At 63.6% G+C, this 15,704-nt stretch carries 17 protein-coding genes; 5 read left to right on the top strand and 12 right to left on the bottom strand.

The annotated features are described in order from the left end of the window. Positions 1-50 precede the first annotated feature (50 nt). Positions 51-752 carry a GntR family transcriptional regulator gene (locus AC1MCD_RS01410; RefSeq protein ID WP_498675184.1) on the bottom strand — a complete coding sequence of 234 codons (702 nt, stop codon included), beginning with the start codon at positions 750-752 and terminating at the stop codon, positions 51-53. 194 nt (positions 753-946) lie between these two features. Between AC1MCD_RS01410 and AC1MCD_RS01415 the strand changes: the two genes are divergently transcribed. From AC1MCD_RS01415 to AC1MCD_RS01430, 4 genes are all read left to right on the top strand, one after another. After that, complete coding sequence (locus tag AC1MCD_RS01415; RefSeq protein ID WP_498675185.1) at positions 947-2,728, top strand: FAD-dependent monooxygenase; 1,782 nt, start codon at positions 947-949, stop codon at positions 2,726-2,728. A gap of 64 nt (positions 2,729-2,792) precedes the next feature. Beyond that, entirely contained in the window at positions 2,793-3,647 is an 855-nt protein-coding gene (locus tag AC1MCD_RS01420; protein WP_498675188.1) for a fumarylacetoacetate hydrolase family protein, read from the top strand. Positions 3,648-3,741: 94 nt separating this feature from the next. Continuing rightward, complete coding sequence (locus AC1MCD_RS01425; RefSeq protein WP_498675190.1) at positions 3,742-4,668, top strand: VOC family protein; 927 nt, start codon at positions 3,742-3,744, stop codon at positions 4,666-4,668. Between the two features lie 430 nt (positions 4,669-5,098). Continuing rightward, positions 5,099-5,914, top strand: coding sequence for a putative protein N(5)-glutamine methyltransferase (locus AC1MCD_RS01430; RefSeq protein WP_498678469.1), 816 nt, complete (start codon positions 5,099-5,101; stop codon positions 5,912-5,914). A 119-nt stretch (positions 5,915-6,033) separates the two neighbouring features. Here the strand turns inward: AC1MCD_RS01430 and AC1MCD_RS01435 are convergent, their stop codons facing one another. From AC1MCD_RS01435 to AC1MCD_RS01465, 7 genes are all read right to left on the bottom strand, one after another. Further along, positions 6,034-7,890, bottom strand: coding sequence for an HNH endonuclease signature motif containing protein (locus AC1MCD_RS01435; RefSeq protein ID WP_498675192.1), 1,857 nt, complete (start codon positions 7,888-7,890; stop codon positions 6,034-6,036). A 393-nt stretch (positions 7,891-8,283) separates the two neighbouring features. After that, positions 8,284-8,982 carry a DUF2510 domain-containing protein gene (locus tag AC1MCD_RS01440; protein WP_498675194.1) on the bottom strand — a complete coding sequence of 233 codons (699 nt, stop codon included), beginning with the start codon at positions 8,980-8,982 and terminating at the stop codon, positions 8,284-8,286. Positions 8,983-9,169: 187 nt separating this feature from the next. Continuing rightward, complete coding sequence (locus AC1MCD_RS01445; RefSeq protein WP_498675196.1) at positions 9,170-9,649, bottom strand: hypothetical protein; 480 nt, start codon at positions 9,647-9,649, stop codon at positions 9,170-9,172. A gap of 111 nt (positions 9,650-9,760) precedes the next feature. Continuing rightward, positions 9,761-10,027 (bottom strand): GlsB/YeaQ/YmgE family stress response membrane protein, encoded by a 267-nt coding sequence (locus AC1MCD_RS01450; protein WP_498675198.1) that lies wholly within the window; start codon positions 10,025-10,027, stop codon positions 9,761-9,763. 135 nt (positions 10,028-10,162) lie between these two features. Beyond that, positions 10,163-10,996: an aldo/keto reductase gene (locus AC1MCD_RS01455; RefSeq protein WP_498675202.1), complete on the bottom strand. Its 834-nt coding sequence runs from the start codon at positions 10,994-10,996 to the stop codon at positions 10,163-10,165. 19 nt (positions 10,997-11,015) lie between these two features. Further along, complete coding sequence (locus tag AC1MCD_RS01460) at positions 11,016-11,243, bottom strand: helix-turn-helix domain-containing protein (protein WP_498675204.1); 228 nt, start codon at positions 11,241-11,243, stop codon at positions 11,016-11,018. Then, positions 11,243-11,734, bottom strand: a complete 492-nt coding sequence (locus AC1MCD_RS01465; protein ID WP_498675207.1) for a DUF2975 domain-containing protein — start codon at positions 11,732-11,734, stop codon at positions 11,243-11,245. The genes AC1MCD_RS01460 and AC1MCD_RS01465 overlap by 1 nt, the downstream gene beginning before the upstream one ends. Before the next feature lie 264 nt (positions 11,735-11,998). Here AC1MCD_RS01465 and AC1MCD_RS01470 point away from each other — a divergent pair, with 264 nt between their 5' ends. Then, positions 11,999-12,313: a nuclear transport factor 2 family protein gene (locus AC1MCD_RS01470; protein WP_498675210.1), complete on the top strand. Its 315-nt coding sequence runs from the start codon at positions 11,999-12,001 to the stop codon at positions 12,311-12,313. Between the two features lie 6 nt (positions 12,314-12,319). Here the strand turns inward: AC1MCD_RS01470 and AC1MCD_RS01475 are convergent, their stop codons facing one another. The 4 genes from AC1MCD_RS01475 to AC1MCD_RS01490 form a co-directional block, all read right to left on the bottom strand. Then, complete coding sequence (locus AC1MCD_RS01475; protein WP_498675212.1) at positions 12,320-13,357, bottom strand: NAD-dependent epimerase/dehydratase family protein; 1,038 nt, start codon at positions 13,355-13,357, stop codon at positions 12,320-12,322. Then, a complete protein-coding gene (locus AC1MCD_RS01480) occupies positions 13,354-14,325 on the bottom strand; it encodes an aldo/keto reductase (protein WP_498675214.1) in 972 nt (323 codons plus the stop codon). Before AC1MCD_RS01480 ends, AC1MCD_RS01475 begins: the two co-directional genes overlap by 4 nt. An 84-nt stretch (positions 14,326-14,409) precedes the next feature. Then, complete coding sequence (locus AC1MCD_RS01485; RefSeq protein ID WP_498675216.1) at positions 14,410-15,231, bottom strand: aldo/keto reductase; 822 nt, start codon at positions 15,229-15,231, stop codon at positions 14,410-14,412. A 196-nt stretch (positions 15,232-15,427) separates the two neighbouring features. After that, positions 15,428-15,637: a dodecin gene (locus AC1MCD_RS01490; protein WP_491349428.1), complete on the bottom strand. Its 210-nt coding sequence runs from the start codon at positions 15,635-15,637 to the stop codon at positions 15,428-15,430. Between the last annotated feature and the right edge of the window lie 67 nt (positions 15,638-15,704).

A 15,704-nucleotide genomic window follows, 5' to 3' on the forward strand; every position in this document is an offset into this window, starting at 1 on the left:
GACTCAGAATGGGATCGAGCCTGGGAGCTGTGATCACACTGAAACGACTGTCAGGCCGAGATGCCGACAGTGCGTCCCCGCTCAGTATTCGATTCCGCATAGGCAAGGAGGGCTGCAGTGGTCCGCTCAATGTGATCAGTGAGTGCCTTGACGGCGCCGTCGGCATCCCTGGCAACCGCCAACTCCGCGATGTTCCGGTGCTCTGCGGCGACGTCGCGGTCCAGATCATGGGCAATGTCAATGGACCAGTGCTGATACAGCAGGGAACAATCCCGCAGCTCCGTGGCGATGGACTCGAGCCGCGGGCTCTTGGCTCCGGTAAGCAGGGCCCGGTGGAACGCATGGTGGGCTACAGACCAGTCTCCGCCCAGGTGCCCTTCATGGGTTGTGTATGGCGTTCCTTGGAGGGTGTGATGTGCTGCAAGTACAGCGGATTCCCAGTCGAGGCCACCTTGGCCGATGGACTCGCGGAGCACGGCAGTTTCGATGAGGACGCGGGCGCGGGTTAGATCCAGCAGGTCTGCCACGGACAGCGGAGTCACGCAGAAGCCGCGTTGGGGGAGCGCCCGTACCAGGCCCTCGCCGGCAAGACGCGTCATGGCTTCCCGGACAACCGAAAGGCTCACACCGTACCGGGTTCCTATGCCTGCAAGCCGAAGTTTGCTGCCCGGAAGGAAGGCGCCGCCCAGCAGTTCAGCCCGAAGGGAGGCATACACCCCTTCGGAATGGGTCTTGGGCTCTGTAGCGCTCATGACAACACCTTACCCGACGAAATAAGGAAAAACGCCTAACTCAAATAAAATCGATATTTTCTTGCTTTGTCGATGAAGAGCTGGCAGTGTGTGTTGCAGATCACCCAAGATCGGTCGCTCGAGTCCGGATGGCAACGCAGCCCCCATTCGAGAAAAACGGCCATATCCCGCAGTATCTGTCCTTAGGAGATTCCATGACGGATGTACAAGTTCCTGTCCTGATCGTTGGCGGCGGCGGAGCCGGCCTCACCGCCTCAATGACGCTGTCGAACCTCGGTATCGAGTCGCTGCTGGTGACAGCGTTCCCCAACACCTCGATCCTGCCCAAGGCCCACGTGCTGAACCAGCGCACCATGGAGATCTTCACGGAAGTCGGCGTCGCCCCGGAGATCTACAAGCGCAGCACACCGGCTAAGAACATGAAGGCCACAGGCTGGTATGCGGGGATTACCGGCGATCACGACGGCTACGGCCGTGAGCTGGGACGCCTTGAGGTCTGGGGCGGCGGCTATACCGATCCCGACTATGTGGCAGCCAGCCCCCGCCGCACCTGCAACCTTCCGCAGATCCGGCTCGAACCGGTCCTCAGGGCACATGCTGAGTCCGTGAACCCGGGCAACGTCCGCTTCAACCACGAACTGACAGCCCTGGTCCAGGACGAGGACGGCGTCGTGGCCACCGTCCACAACAAGGACGACGGCACAGACTTCACGGTCCGCGCAAAGTACCTGTTTGCGGCCGACGGCGGCCGGACAGTCGGCAAGATCCTGGGCGTCGGCATGTCCGGCCCGCGTGACCTGATGCGCATGGTCACCGTGCACTTCACCGCAGACCTTTCCTCTTACCTTAAGGACGACGAGGTCCTCATCCGCTGGCTGGTTAACCCTGACTTTGGCGGTTCCTGGTCCAGCGGGGTGCTCGTTCCCATGGGTCCGGATAACTGGGGACCTGCCTCCGAGGAATGGATCATCCACCTGCAGTACGCCACGGATGACCCCGAGGCCATGCAGCGCGAAAAGGTCCTGGACCGCCTCAAGGGCACGCTCGGCATCCCGGACTTCGACCCCGAGATCAACAGCATCAGCCAGTGGGTCATGGAAGGCGTTATCTCGGACAAGTTTCGGGCAGACTCCGTATTCTTTCTCGGGGACGCCGCGCACCGGCATCCCCCGACAGGCGGGCTGGGACTGAACTCCGCAGTACATGACGCCTACAACCTGTGCTGGAAGGTAGCGTCGGTCCTTCGTGGACAGGCCGGCGATTCGCTGCTGGACACCTACGAGGCAGAGCGTAAGCCGGTGGACCAGAACAACATCAACAATGCCGTTGCCAACGCGATGAACCACTTCGTCATCGACAAGGCCCTGAACCTCTCTCCTGAAAACACCCCGGAACAGAACTGGGCCGAAGTCCGTCCCCTGTGGGAGGACCTGCCCGAATCGCACAACAAGCGGCACGCGCTGAACAAGGCTATCGGTTCGCAGACCATGGAATTCCGCCACCATAACGTGGAGTTCGGCTACACGTATGACTCCACGGCCGTCGTCCATGACGGCAGCCCCGAGTACGTCCCGCTGGACCCGGTACGCCTCTACGAGCCGAGCACCAAGCCCGGCCACCCGATGCCCCATGCTTTCGTGGAACGCGAAGGTGAGCGGATCCCGCTGGGTACCCTGGTCCATGGCGGGCATTTCCTGCTCATCGCCGGCGAAGACGGCGGCGACTGGGTGGAGGCCGCGAACAAGATCGCCGCCGAGTACAACCTGCCCATCAAGGCAGCCACCGTGGGTGTGCTCGACAGCGACTACGTTGATGTCCGGGCCGCCTGGCTCAAGCACCGCGAGATCTCGCCGACCGGTGCGGTTCTGGTCCGGCCCGACCGGTACGTTGCCTTCCGTTCAGTCGGCGCCGCGGACAACGCCCAAGCCGTTCTGAAGTCCGCGCTCAGCCAGGTGCTGGCAACAGAACTGCTGTGACCTTCGGGTCCTGACCGGCTGGGGCACACCGAGCCGACACCACCACTTACTTCAAGGAGTTATTTTGCGAATCGCAAACCACAACAACCGGGCCGTCCTGCTGACCTCCGATGAGGCCGGCATTGACGTCCACACCGCCAGCGACGGCCGATTCGGCCCGGACCTGACCTCTATCTACACCGAATTTGAAGCATTCACCGCCTGGGCGCAGGGCCTGACCAGTGTCGCCGCCGATGTGGCCATCGACCGTTCCCTGCTGGGGTCCCCCTCCCCGGCGCCGCGCCAGATCTTTGCCATCGGGCTGAACTACAGCGCCCACGCCAAGGAATCAGGGTTCGAAGAACCGGACCAGTTGCCACCGGTGTTCACCAAGTTCGTCAGTTCCCTCACTGGCCCGGACACCCAGGTTGTCCTGCCCGAGGGAGGAAACACGGACTGGGAAGTGGAGCTCGTAGCCATCGTCGGCAAGGAAGCCTCGAATGTCTCTGCGGCTAATGCGTGGGAGTATGTTGCCGGTCTCTCGATCGGGCAGGACCTGTCTGAACGCGTTTCCCAACTTCGGGGACCGGCACCGCAGTTCGGACTGGGCAAGTCGTTCCCGGGTTTCGCTCCGGTGGGTCCGTGGCTCGTTAGCCCCGCGGAGTTCAGCAACCCGGATGACCTGGCGATCGGCTGCAGCCTAGACGGTGAAGAAGTCCAAAAGGGACGCACCAGCGAACTGATCTTCTCCGTTCCGGCCCTGATCCAGGGCCTTTCCCAGACCGTCACGCTGCTCCCCGGCGACATCATCTTCACCGGCACGCCCTCCGGCGTGGGCCTTGGCCGGAGCCCGCAGCGTTTTATCCAGCCCGGCGAAACCCTCGTCTCTCGCATCGAAGGCATCGGCGAAATCACCCAGACGTTCGTCGCGGCCGTTTAGTGAGCCGTCGCTGCTGCCCGGTCCTCAGCCGGGCAGCAGCGACGCTCGCCAGATCAGCGTTTAGCCTTATCCATGGATACAAAGGAGTAATCCCATGTCTTTGCACCGTCTGACCCGCGTGGTGATGGGCGTCCCCAACGTCGCCGAAACTGCCGCGTACTACGAGGAATTCGGCCTGGACCCGCTGGGCAACAACTCGTTTGGAACCCGCGACGGCGGCGAGCAACTTAAAATCGTCCACGCGCCGACTCGGCGCCTCGTGGAACTCGGCGTTGGTGTGGACAACTACGACGACGTCGCCAAAGTCACCGCGCAGATGACCCGCCTCGGCGTGCCGATCAGCCACAACGGCTCCGAACTCCTCGCGCAGGAACCCATCTCCGGGTTCACCGCCCGCATCCACGTTGCCCCCCGCATAGCCCAGGAAAGGACCCCTGCCACCCCCTACAACGGGCCAGGCCGGACCGACCGCCTAGGGCGGGCGCCCGGCGTCGTGCGTGAAACCCGGATCAAGCCGCGCAAACTGGGCCATACCGTGATCGGCACGGTGGACTTGGCGGCGACGATGAAGTTCTTCACTGAAGGCATCGGCTTCAAAATCAGCGACTACGTGGGCGATAAGGGCGCGTTCATGCGCTGCTCCGTTGACCACCACAACGTCCTCGCCCTCGCCGCACCCGTGAACTTCCTGCACCACACCTCCTGGCAGGTCGATGACATCGACGACGTCGGCCGCGGGGCGAAAGCAATGCTGGAAAACAACCCCGAACGCCACATTTGGGGCCTCGGCCGCCACCATGCAGGCTCGAACTTCTTCTGGTATCTCAAAGACCCCGCCGGAAACTTCTCGGAGTACTACTCCGACATGGACTGCATCCCCGAGGACGAAATCTGGACCCCGGAGACCTTCCACGGAGCCCAGGGCCTCTTCAGCTGGGGTCCGCCACCGCCGCCGTCATTCCTGGAACCGGACGACCTCGCGGCCCTGATGACGGGCACCCACGCCCCGGCCTCGGTCTAGCCATGAGCGGACAAACGCATGGCATGCGGGACGACGCCGCACCCGAGCAAACCGACAAGGAGCCCAGTCTGGGGGAGCTGATCTGTTTCCCCTGGGCCGGGCTCCTCTACCTGGCAGAAACAGATTAGCCGGCAGTCAGCAGGTGCGTGGCGTGTTGGTACCGGTAAGTGACCGGACCGCCGTCGTGATTGACGGGGCGCGTGCACAGAATGAACGCGTGCACAGCGTGAATCCAGTCTTTTGAGACCTGTGCCAAGAGGCCAATGAGCGCATAGCATGAGGTTCGTGGCGGTTATCTTGCGAGACCTGGCGACGTTACCGGACTGTGTGCTGTTTGCTCCTGCCGGCATGCCGAAAGGGGTTTGCGTTGTCACGCTCCGGACTGGGCTTTGATCCTAGTGCCGATTGCACCGCCGATTCCATTGCCGGGATCGTCGAGCGCCTGCGTTCCGCAGGGTGCGTCTTTGCTGAGGAGGAGGCCCGGCTGCTGGTGGCCGCCGCGTCCTCTCCCGCAGATGTCAGTGCCACCGTTGAGCGGCGCGTTGCTGGCTATCCGCTTGAGCACATTCTCGGCTGGGCAGAGTTTGGGGGCCTGCGGATTGAGCTCGACGCCGGTGTTTTTGTTCCGCGCCGCCGCACAGAGTTGCTGGTCAACGAGGCTGTCGCGCTGCTGTCAAAGGTCTCGGTGGGGGAGCCCACGGTCCGCCGGGGCAGGGCACGAGTGTCGACGCCACTAGTGCGGCCCGCCGTCGTCGTTGATCTTTGCTGCGGATCCGGCGCAGCGGGTGCCCTGATCGCGTCCCGGATGCCAGCGGTTGAACTGCATGCTGCGGACTTTGATCCTGCCGCTGTGCTGTGTGCGCGCCGTAACGTTGGCCGGGTGGGTGGAGTGGTTCACGAGGGCGATCTCTTCGATGCCCTCCCCCCGGCCATCAAAGGACGGGTCACAGTGCTGACGGCGAATGCACCTTATGTCCCAACAGCCGAGATTGCCACCATGCCACGCGAAGCACGTGATTATGAGCAGATGTTGTCGCTCGACGGCGGTGTGGACGGCCTCGATCTCCATCGCCGCATTGCTGCTGGTGCCGGGGAGTGGCTGCATGCCGGCGGGCATGTCCTCCTCGAAACGAGTGGGCGGCAGGCTAACCGCACGGCATCGATCATGGCGGCGGCGGGGTTCGCAGTCCGGACTGCCCGGTCGGCCGAGCTCGACGGCACCGTTGTTGTCGGCCGAGCTGGTTAGCTCTCAGATTCTGATCGATTCCTGGCGGTAGCTGCATAGCTATCGGCCGTTTCCCGGCGCCGCGGAAGCCCGCGAACCATCTGGTTTGGCCGAATGCAGCTTCCGCGAAACGTCCAGGCCTATTCGCGTTGGGGTGGTGGGGGTGGTTTGAAGTAGTGGTTTTGTTGGGGTTTTTGGGTGGGGTCGATGTGGCGTGGTGGTGTGAACCAGGGGACGCCGTTGGTGGTGTGGATGGTCCATTGTTCTTTGTGGATGAGGTGGTGGTGGTGGGAGCAGAGGAGGGCGCCGTTTTCTGTGTTGGTGGGGCCGTGGTGTGACCAGTAGCTGATGTGGTGGGCTTCGCACCAGGGGGCGGGGATGGTGCAGTTGGGGAAGGTGCAGCCTTGGTCTCGGGCGGTGAGGGCGAGGCGTTGGGCGGGGGTGAAGAGCCGGGTTTTGCGGCCGAGGTCCAGGATTTCGCCGTGGGTGCCCAGGAGGGCGGGGATGATGTCGGCGTCGCAGGCGAGTTTGCGGATGGTCGCTGCGGTGACGGGGCCGCTGAAGACGAAGGTGCCCGTGCCTGTGCCGGTTCTGCTTTGGTTGGCGGCGGGGAGGTGGGGGAGGAGGTCTTGGTAGTTGATGGTGGCGAGGATTTGGGGGCGGTTGCCGCCGGCGGTGGGCAGTTTGTTGGTGGTGAGGGCGGCTTTGAAGGCGGTGATGATGCCGTCGAGTTGTTTCTGGGACCGGGTGCGGCGGTCCAGGTCCGGGTCATTGTCCGGCCATCCGCCGGTGTCCTGCCGCACGCCGGTGCCGCTGCTGCCGGGTTGGGTGCGGGGGTTGGTGGCGGCGTTCATGATGGTGGCGAAGATTTCGTATTGGTCGGTGGTGGCGAAGATTTCGAGGTGGTGCAGGCCGTGGCGGGGTTTGCGGATGAATGCGCCTTGGGTGTGGCGGAGGGCTTCTTCGGTGGGTTCGGTGCCGTCGGCGTCGAGGGTGTCGGCCCAGCGGCGGGCGAGGCGGGCGAGGAAGTCGGGGTCGGTGGTCGCGGCGGTGCGGGTGAGGTCGTGTTCGATCCGGTCCAGGTTCTGTGGTGTGGTGTGGTGTTTGAGGCGGTCCAGGGTGGCGGTGATGATGGTCCCGGCCCGGGAGGAGAGCGCCGGTCCGGAGCCGGCCGGGAACGCAGGTGCGGTGGGGTCTTCGGTGCCGGGGTCTGCGGTGGTGGCGGGGGTGAAGGCTGCGGCGAGGTGTTCGCGGGCCGGTGGGATCCGGTCGCCGGTGAGGGTGGTTTCGGGCAGGATGGCGTGGGCGAGGTGGAGGCGGCGTTTGGCTTCGCCGAGCCCGATCCGCAGCCGCAGGCGGAGGAACTCGGCGGTGGTTTTGCAGCCGTCGTCCGCCGGGGACCCTGCCACGGAGCTGGCACTGGTGTCGGGCCAGTCGGCGTGTGTTTCGGCGGGGGCGGTTTCGTTCAGGGTTTCGGTGCCGTTGTCCCAGCCGGTGGTCCAGGTTCTGGTGGCCCGGGTGGCCGCGGCGCGGGTGATGGCTTCGGTTCGGGTGCGGTCCACGGCCTCTGCGGAGAGGATCTGGGCGTAGTCCACGGAGCGGGAGAGTTCCTCGATCTGGGCGGCGTACTCGGCGGCCTCGACGTAGCCGGCCATGGCAAGGTGGTCCGGAGCCGCGGCCACCGCGGCGCGGACCACGGCGATCGCCGTCGCCAGGCTCACCGGCGCGGGCACGTAGGAACTGGCGCCGTCGGACATCAGCCCAGCGGAAGTCCCGGTGACCGGCGACGCAGCGTGCGTCAGCACGGAGGAACTACCGCCGTTTCCCGCAAGCCGCTCCGCCAAAGCCTCCATGGGAACACTCTGCCGCGAGGGTACGACATTATTGCCGTCGTCGGACATCAGCCCAGCGGAAGTCCCGGTGACCGGCGACGTAGCGTACGTCAGCGCGATGGAACTGCCGCCGTTCCCTATAAGCCGCTCCGCCAAAGCCTCCATAGGAATACTCTGTCGCGAGGGTACGACATTTTAGGAGTCGGGCGGGTTGCTCAGAATAAACTGACCGCTATTCGGGCCACTGCGGTGGTCTCCCCGCGCAACGCGCCCGGACCATCGGTCACTGTGTAGATCAGCTTTCCCACACTTCGCGCAGTGCCGGTAGAAGGTGCCGTCAGGCTTGGATTCTGCGAGCCAGTGGTGCCCAATATTCAACTTACAAAGCAGGTTGTCGAGCATGATGCGTTCCATTTCCGGAACCCCGTGCAGGACCCGAATCGTGTCCGCTCCGAGGCAGTTAAATTCTACCGACGCGGGTTGCTGCAATCCAGATCGAAGGAACTGCTGCGTTGCGGCATGCGGCAACAGCCGCTGCCTCGACCGCCAAACACCTGCTCAGGCGGGAATGGTCGCGATCATGGTCGACATCAGCGCGGACATCTTGATGTTTGTCACCACGATGTTGAGGATCACGACGCCGATCATTACCCAGATGGGTACCAACCCCCGGCCCCTGGCTACTTTAGCCATAATCACTGATCGCCCGATGACGTAAACGGCGCCGCTGAGAAAGCTCCATGCCCAATGGAACGGCCTCACGACGCCGTCACGCTTGAGCCGTTGGGAGTCGAAGTACGCCAGCAGCACGGAAGCCGCGTAGATGAGGAATCCCGAGAAGAGCATCAGGAAATACGTGGGAGTGAAGAGCGACCACGGGTCCAAAGTCTGCTGTCGGCCCACGACGATGAACCTGAATTCCGGGTTCCAGAGAAGCACAAGAACAGTGGACAACAACGGAAGCAGGGTGATGACCCAAATCAGCGGGTTGTAGACCGGAGCGTCGCGCCTGAGGAGGGGACGCTCGAAGGCAACGGGTACGTTCGCATAAGGAACCGCAGGGTAACCGGCCGCGGCGTAGGGACTGGACCCTACATACGGGCTGGCAGCCCCGGGCCAGCCATAGGGGCCTTGCTGGGAGGGGGTGCTGAACTGGTCGGTCCAGGCGGAGCCGTCCCACCAGCGGAGCCGTCCTGTGCCGGCAGGATCGGTGTACCACCCCGCGGGTGCGGCTGGGATGTTGCCTGAAGTGCTCATATGTACCCCCGAATATCCCGGCCGGCCACGTGGGCCCCTTGGTTGCCATCAGCTGAGACGCCACCGGCCGCCGCGTCCCCCAAGGATCGCGACGGCCAGCAAGGTCAATCAGTTTTAGCACAGTTCCCGCAGGGCTTTATGTCACGCAGCGGCCGGGGCCGTTACGCACCCTCAAGGAAACGTTGGATCATTCCCGTCGGGGATCGACGTTCGTGGCTGCGCCTGCGGGAGTGGCGCCGCCCTCGTCGGACCAGTCCTGGCCCTGGCTATCGTTGAGTGCGGGGTCGGATTCAACATCCGAGGTCCCGAGGTTCACCGTTTCCGGGTGGGTGCTGTGGGCAGGGACGTGGTCTCCGGCGGCGCCCGGCGCACTTTGCGAGGCGCCGGCGTCGGACGTTTTTGCTTTGCCATTGCTGGACGCGTCGTGGTGGACGGCGGACCCGATCACGGTGCCCGCCCTGCGCGCAGCCTCGCCGAGCTGGTCCGCAACCCCGGGAGCCTTTTCCTTGATGGCTTCCGTGGCAGCACTGACCTTGTCCTGGACGGGCTTACTGTCCCAGATGCCCGTGGCCCTGGACTTCAGCTTGTCGTACGCTGCCCGGCCGGACCGCGATCCCAGGACGTAGCCTGCAGCGATGCCAATACCCAAAAGAAGTTTCGATTTCATAATGAACTCCTGCCCGTTGAGAAGGTGTCAGTCTCCGGCGCGATTGGCCGGAAGGAAAGAAAACCGGCCCAGGGAAGTGTCCCGGGGCCGGTTTTCATACCGGTGACGAAGTTAGCTGCGAACGCTGCGCTTCGTGATCATGCCGTAAACAAGAAGCACGATGATGGAGCCCACGATCGCGAGCAGCCAGGTCTGGATGGAGAAGAATTCCTGCAGCGGCGCGTTGAAGAGCAGGCTACCAAGCCAACCGCCGAGGAACGCTCCGACGACACCGAGAAGCAGTGTGATGAAAATTCCGCCACCCTGTCGGCCGGGAAGGATCGCCTTAGCGATAGCACCGGCAATAAGGCCAAGAATCAGAAATCCAAAGAAGCCCATTTTTGTCGTTCCTTCTTCCTAAGTCAGGGAGGTGCCCGGATCCCGGGTACGCTTCATCCCTCTGCCTCAATAGTAATCATGCTTAGTTTCTTTTCGCCACTCCGGATCCCCAAAAGAGGCCGGTTAGGGGGCCTCTCAGTGCCCCGTCTGGTCGGAATCGTTCCCGCCGCCGGGGCCCTCGTCCAAGGCGGCAAATTCCGCTAGATCGTGCGGCTCCAGGGCGAAGTCGAAGATCTCCAGGTTCTCCTTCATCCGCTCCGGATTGCCCGATTTTGGAATGACTACAAGTCCCTGCTCAATATGCCAGCGCAACACCATTTGAGCGGGCGTTTTGCCGTACTTTTCACCCAGTTGGGCCAAGATCGGAGCCCGCAGCAGGCTCGCTCCGGAACCACCCAGTGGGCTGTATGACTCCGTGACGATTCCGTGCTTAGCGTTGAACTCACGATCCGCGGCCCGGGTGACGGCCGGGCTCAGCTGGATCTGGTTCACGGCTGGCACTACGTCCGACTCAGCGAAGAGTCGCTCCAGATGGGCCGGTTTGAAGTTGGAAACGCCGATCGACCGGACTTTCCCCTCGGCCTGCAGCCGTTCGAACGTCTTCCAAGTGGAGGCAAACTCATCCCGCGCGGGGAGTGGCCAGTGGATGAGCAGGAGGTCCACATAATCCAGCCCCATGCGGGTCAGGGACCCTTCCAGCCCTGCTACGGCCCGGTCCTCGCCTTGGAACTGGCCGTCCAGTTTGGTGGTAACAAACAGTTCACCGCGGTCAATGCCGCTGGCTCGGATGCCGTTCCCCACGCCCTCCTCGTTGCCGTATTTCACGGCGGTATCGATGTGCCGGTATCCGGCTTCCAGGGCATGTACGACGGCGGTCGCCACCTGGTCGTCGTCCAGCGGCCAGGTGCCGAGGCCCAGTTGCGGGATGGTGTGGCCGTCATTGAGTGTGATGAGCGGTGAAAGAGTCATTTCACCAGTCTGCCCCGAATCAGGCAGTGGCGTCTTGCGGTTCGCCGGGTTCCCATCGCAGCAGTTCACCGGGCTGGCAGTCGAGGACTTCGCACAGCGCCTCCAGGGTGGTGAACCGGACGGCCTTGGCGCGGCCGTTCTTCAGTACCGCAAGGTTTGCCGGCGTAATTCCAATCCGGTCGGCCAGCTCGCCCACAGGCATCTTGCGCCGCGCCAGCATGACGTCAATGTCGACGACGATCGGCATCAGATGACCTCGCCCAGTTCAGCACGCAACTGGTTGGCTTCGCCGTCGCGGGCCACTGCCTGGGCCAGGAGCGCCCGGAGGACGAGGATAATCAGGGCAACGCCTGCGATTAGCAGCGACGCGCCGCAAATCAGCAGCACTATGCCGGGCGCGGCGTCGCCCGGGGCGAGCATCACCGCAAGCGCGAACACGAGGACTGACGCGGTTGCCAGCGCACCGAAGATAACGTCAACGTAGCGGAACGCGGCGTGGGAGAACACCGTTCCGCGCCGCACCATCGCCAGGAGGCGCCACACGCAAACCAGCGTGACTTGGACCGTGGCGATACCCAGGACCACGATCGCCAGGGCCAGGATGCGTACCCCCGGCTCAGTCCCGGCTTCCTCCAAGTCGGTGGACAGCAGGGGCACCATCCACGCTTGGACGAACAGCGAACCGGCGAGCACCAGCGCCAGAATTGTGCGCAGGGCGACTGTAAGCAGCTTTCCCATGGGATCTCCTTGCCTATCGACTTTCAATGCGTTGTTATCGACTAACAATAGAATCGAATCGGGCCACAACAGAACGTGGCGCCTGGCTGTTGCGCCGACGAACCCAGCGTCACCGTGGCAAAGCGCGGACTTCCGGAGGACAATTCAAGTATTGGCGGTCCGCTGGAATGATCAGAAATCAGGTCAAAAATGGGTGAATCAAGCGCTAATGAAAACGTGGTCAGCCGGTTGATCGCGTGCATCAACGAGCGCCATACAGAAGTCATGGACGAGCTTTTTCACGACGACGCGGTGATGCACTGGCCGCAGTCCGGTGAAGTTGTGCGCGGCGCGGAAAACCGGCGGGGGATCTATGGCGCCTTCCCCCAACTGCCCACCATCACGCCGCGCCGCCTGACGAGTGGCGGGAACCTGGTGGTGGCCGAAGCCCTCCTGGACTACAACGGGCCGAAGTACGAAACGGTGTTCATCTTCGAGTTCCGGGACGGCAAGATAGCTAAGGAGACGGCCTACTGGAGCGAGGCTTTCGACGCGCCCGAATGGCGGGCCCAGTGGGTTGAGAAAGACAGCGTGGGTTGAGGAAGCCTAGCCCGCGCTTCGCGCCCACCGAATCAGCCGATCGCTCAGCGCCATGAATTCGTGGTCGACCACCTGCAGCTCAGGGTGGCTGTCGTACCAGTTAACGATCTCCCGGGTTCCGTCCGCGAAGGGAATGGTGGCAGTGTAGCCCGGCACCAGGGCTTTGATCTTGCTGTTGTCGAACACCACCGAATGGGCCCGGTCGCCGAGCAGGCTGGGCCCGAGTTGGGGGCTGTATCCGGCGCTGTGCGCGGCAATGGTTTCGGACGCGATATGGACCAATTCGGGGTCGGAAACCCCGGCCGCGCGCGCAAACAGGCCGTAGATCTGGTTCCAAGGAAGGTACTCGTCCGAGGTGATGGTGTAACTCTCGCCCACCGCCTGCGGCCGGCCGAGCAGCCCCACAAACGCCTTGGCGAAGTCCCGGGCGTGAGTCACCGTCCAGAGCGAGGTGCCGTCACCATGCACCATGACCGGCTGGCCGGTGCGCATGCGGTGAATGTCCGTCCAGCCGCCCACCAGGCCCACCCTGGTGCGGTCATAGGTGTGGGACGGGCGCACCACCGTCACCGGAAAATCGTCCGACCGGTACGCCTCGAACAGTACGTCCTCGCAGGCGATCTTGTCCCGCGAATACTGCCAGAACGGGTTTTTCAGCGGTGTGGATTCGAGAATCGGCAACCGGGTGGGCGGCTTCTGGTAGGCCGACGCCGTACTGATGAACACGTACTGGCCGGTGCGGCCCCGGAACTGCTGTATGTTGGCCCGCGCCTGATCCGGGGTGAAGGTAATAAAGTCCGCGACGGCGTCGAACTCCCTCCCCGCCAGTACGTCCCGCACGGCCGCCGCGTCCTGGATGTCCGCGTACAGCACCTCGGCACCCTCCGGCACGGGCCTCGCGGATTGCCCGCGGTTGAGAATGGTCACCCGGTGCCCGAGGACGACGGCGCGTTGTGCCGCTGCTGCGCTGATCACCCCGGTGCCGCCCAGGAAGAGGAGGTTCCGTGGTGCCACGGTGTCGGCTTCGGGACCCAGCAGATTCACCACGCGTAGTCTTCCGGTGCCGGACGATGGCCCGGGAAAATAACGTCGAGTTTCTTGAGTGCTGCGTCGTCGAGTGTGACGTCCAGAGCCCGGATGGCGGCGTCGAGCTGTTGCTGCGTGCGTGGACCCACGATCGGCGCGGTGACCGCGGGCTGGTGGAGCAGCCAGGCGAGTGCGATGTCGCCGGGTTCGTGGCCCAAGTCGTCCGCGAAGTCCTCGAACTGCTGAATCTGTTCTCTGTGACTCTTGAGCGTCTCCGCCGCCCGCCCTTCCGAGCGCCGGACGCCGGCGCTTTCCTTTTTCAGCACCCCGCCGAGTAGGCCGCCTTGGAGCGGGGACCACGGGATCAGCCCCAGCCCATATTGCTGTGCGGCGGGAATGACCTCCAGTTCAACGTCGCGGCGGAGCAGGTTGTAGATGGACTGCTCGCTGATCAGCCCGTTGTAGTTCCGGCGGCGGGCGGCCTCCTGCGCCTGGGCGATGTGCCAGCCGGCGAAGTTGCTGCTGCCTGAGTAGAGGATTTTGCCCTGCTGGACGGCAACCTCGATGGCCTGCCAGATTTCGTCCCACGGGGTGTCCCGGTCGATGTGGTGGAACTGGTAGACATCGATGTAGTCCGTCTGCAGGCGCTTGAGGCTGGCATCCAAGGCGCGCCTGATATTCAGGGCCGAGAGCCTGGACTCGTTGGGACGGTCCGTCATGGTGCCGTAAAGCTTGGTGGCCAGGACGGTCCGTTCCCGGCGCTCGCCACCCCCGGCAAACCAGCGCCCGATGATCTCCTCCGTCCAGCCCCGGTGCCCGGCTCCGCCGTAGACGTTGGCCGTGTCAAAGAAGTTGATGCCGGTGTCCGAGGCGGCATCCATGATCTTGTGGGCGTCGGGTTCGTCGGTATGCGGGCCGAAATTCATGGTGCCCAGGCAGAGCCGGGACACCTTGAGGCCGGAACGTCCAAGATGCGTGTACTTCACGGGGAATCCTTACTGTCCGGAATTGGTTTCGCCAGGCTCCGCCCTCGGGCCTGCCGGGGTCGCCGGCAGGCCCGGTCAGCGGTTCTAGAACTGCGAGAAAGCTGCGACGGCGGGATCGGAACCGATGCGCGCGCCCCGCTCGAGGGCGGTGATCGAGGCGAGTTCGTCGTCGGTCAGTCCCAAGGACGTGGCAGCGAAGTTCTCGCGCATGCGTGCCGAGTCAGCTGACTTGGGAATGACGATGGTTCCGGCAGCGAGGTGCCACGCCAGGACCACCTGGGCGGTGGTGGCGTGGTGGGCCTGCGCGACGGCGGTAACAGCGTTTCCGTTCAGGTCACCGCCCTGGCCCAAGGGGCTGTAGGCCTCCACTGCGATGCCGAGGGCACGGCTCTTCGCGGCAAGCTCGGCCTGCTGGTAGCTGGGGTGAAGCTCGATCTGGTTCACGGCCGGAACGACGCCACTGGACTCGAGCAGCGTGTCCAGGTGGTCGGAAAGGAAGTTGGAGACACCGATGGCACGGAGCTGCTCACCTGCGTACAGGTGTTCCATTTCCTTCCATGCCTGGACAAAGAGCCCCTGCGACGGAACCGGCCAGTGGATGAGGTAGAGGTCCAGGAATTCAAGGCCAAGCGCCTTGAGGCTGTCCTGGAAGGCTTCCTGCGCCCGTCCCTGGTCGCCGTTACGGAGTTTGGTGGTGATGAAAAGTTCTTCGCGCGGAATTCCGGAGGCTGCAATGGCTGCGCCCACGCCGGCCTCGTTGCGGTACGCGGCCGCCGTGTCGATGTGGCGGTAGCCGGCTTCGAGGGCGTCCTCGACGATCCGCTGCGTGTCTTCCGGCGGCACCTGGAAAACGCCGAAGCCGAGCTGGGGAATGGTGACGCCGTTATTCAGCGAGATGTCAGTCATAGGTGACTCCTTTGTTGCTGCAAGAGAGGGTTCCGGGAGCTTGTGCCTCCCGGAAACCGTTTTCGGAAATGCTCCAGGTACGAGCCTATGCATTTTTCCGCCCGCCGTCAGCCACTTCGCCGCGCGCTGGTTAAACACCGATGGCCGCGCTGAAGGCGCGGCCATCAGGAATGCCGTCTGTTAAGAGCAGGCGGGATTAGCCTTCGTGGCGGAAGCCCAGCTTGACCCGCACCTGCCAGTCGGCGATCTTGCCGTCCTCGAGGTGGCCGCGAATTTCCTTCACTTCAAACCAGTCAAGATTGCGCAGCGTCTTGCTGGCTTCGGCGATGCCGTTGCGGACTGCTGCGTCAACGCCTTCTTCGGAGGTGCCGACAATTTCAGTAATGCTGTACGTGTGATTGGACAACTTCGCTCCTCGTGATCGCCTTCGCTTCCCGGTTGCGGGCCGTCCTTGAACCCTAGTAGCGATTTCC

The organism is Arthrobacter sp. BF1, from assembly GCF_056680215.1.

Bases quoted from the DNA above. Each gene is read 5' to 3' on its own strand.
- AC1MCD_RS01410 (WP_498675184.1), bottom strand. From the start codon at position 752: ATGAGCGCTACAGAGCCCAAGACCCATTCCGAAGGGGTGTATGCCTCC.
- AC1MCD_RS01415 (WP_498675185.1), top strand. From the start codon at position 947: ATGACGGATGTACAAGTTCCTGTCCTGATCGTTGGCGGCGGCGGAGCC.
- AC1MCD_RS01425 (WP_498675190.1), top strand. From the start codon at position 3,742: ATGTCTTTGCACCGTCTGACCCGCGTGGTGATGGGCGTCCCCAACGTC.
- AC1MCD_RS01435 (WP_498675192.1), bottom strand. From the start codon at position 7,890: ATGGAGGCTTTGGCGGAGCGGCTTATAGGGAACGGCGGCAGTTCCATC.
- AC1MCD_RS01440 (WP_498675194.1), bottom strand. From the start codon at position 8,982: ATGAGCACTTCAGGCAACATCCCAGCCGCACCCGCGGGGTGGTACACC.
- AC1MCD_RS01445 (WP_498675196.1), bottom strand. From the start codon at position 9,649: ATGAAATCGAAACTTCTTTTGGGTATTGGCATCGCTGCAGGCTACGTC.
- AC1MCD_RS01450 (WP_498675198.1), bottom strand. From the start codon at position 10,027: ATGGGCTTCTTTGGATTTCTGATTCTTGGCCTTATTGCCGGTGCTATC.
- AC1MCD_RS01455 (WP_498675202.1), bottom strand. From the start codon at position 10,996: ATGACTCTTTCACCGCTCATCACACTCAATGACGGCCACACCATCCCG.
- AC1MCD_RS01460 (WP_498675204.1), bottom strand. From the start codon at position 11,243: ATGCCGATCGTCGTCGACATTGACGTCATGCTGGCGCGGCGCAAGATG.
- AC1MCD_RS01465 (WP_498675207.1), bottom strand. From the start codon at position 11,734: ATGGGAAAGCTGCTTACAGTCGCCCTGCGCACAATTCTGGCGCTGGTG.
- AC1MCD_RS01470 (WP_498675210.1), top strand. From the start codon at position 11,999: ATGGACGAGCTTTTTCACGACGACGCGGTGATGCACTGGCCGCAGTCC.
- AC1MCD_RS01485 (WP_498675216.1), bottom strand. From the start codon at position 15,231: ATGACTGACATCTCGCTGAATAACGGCGTCACCATTCCCCAGCTCGGC.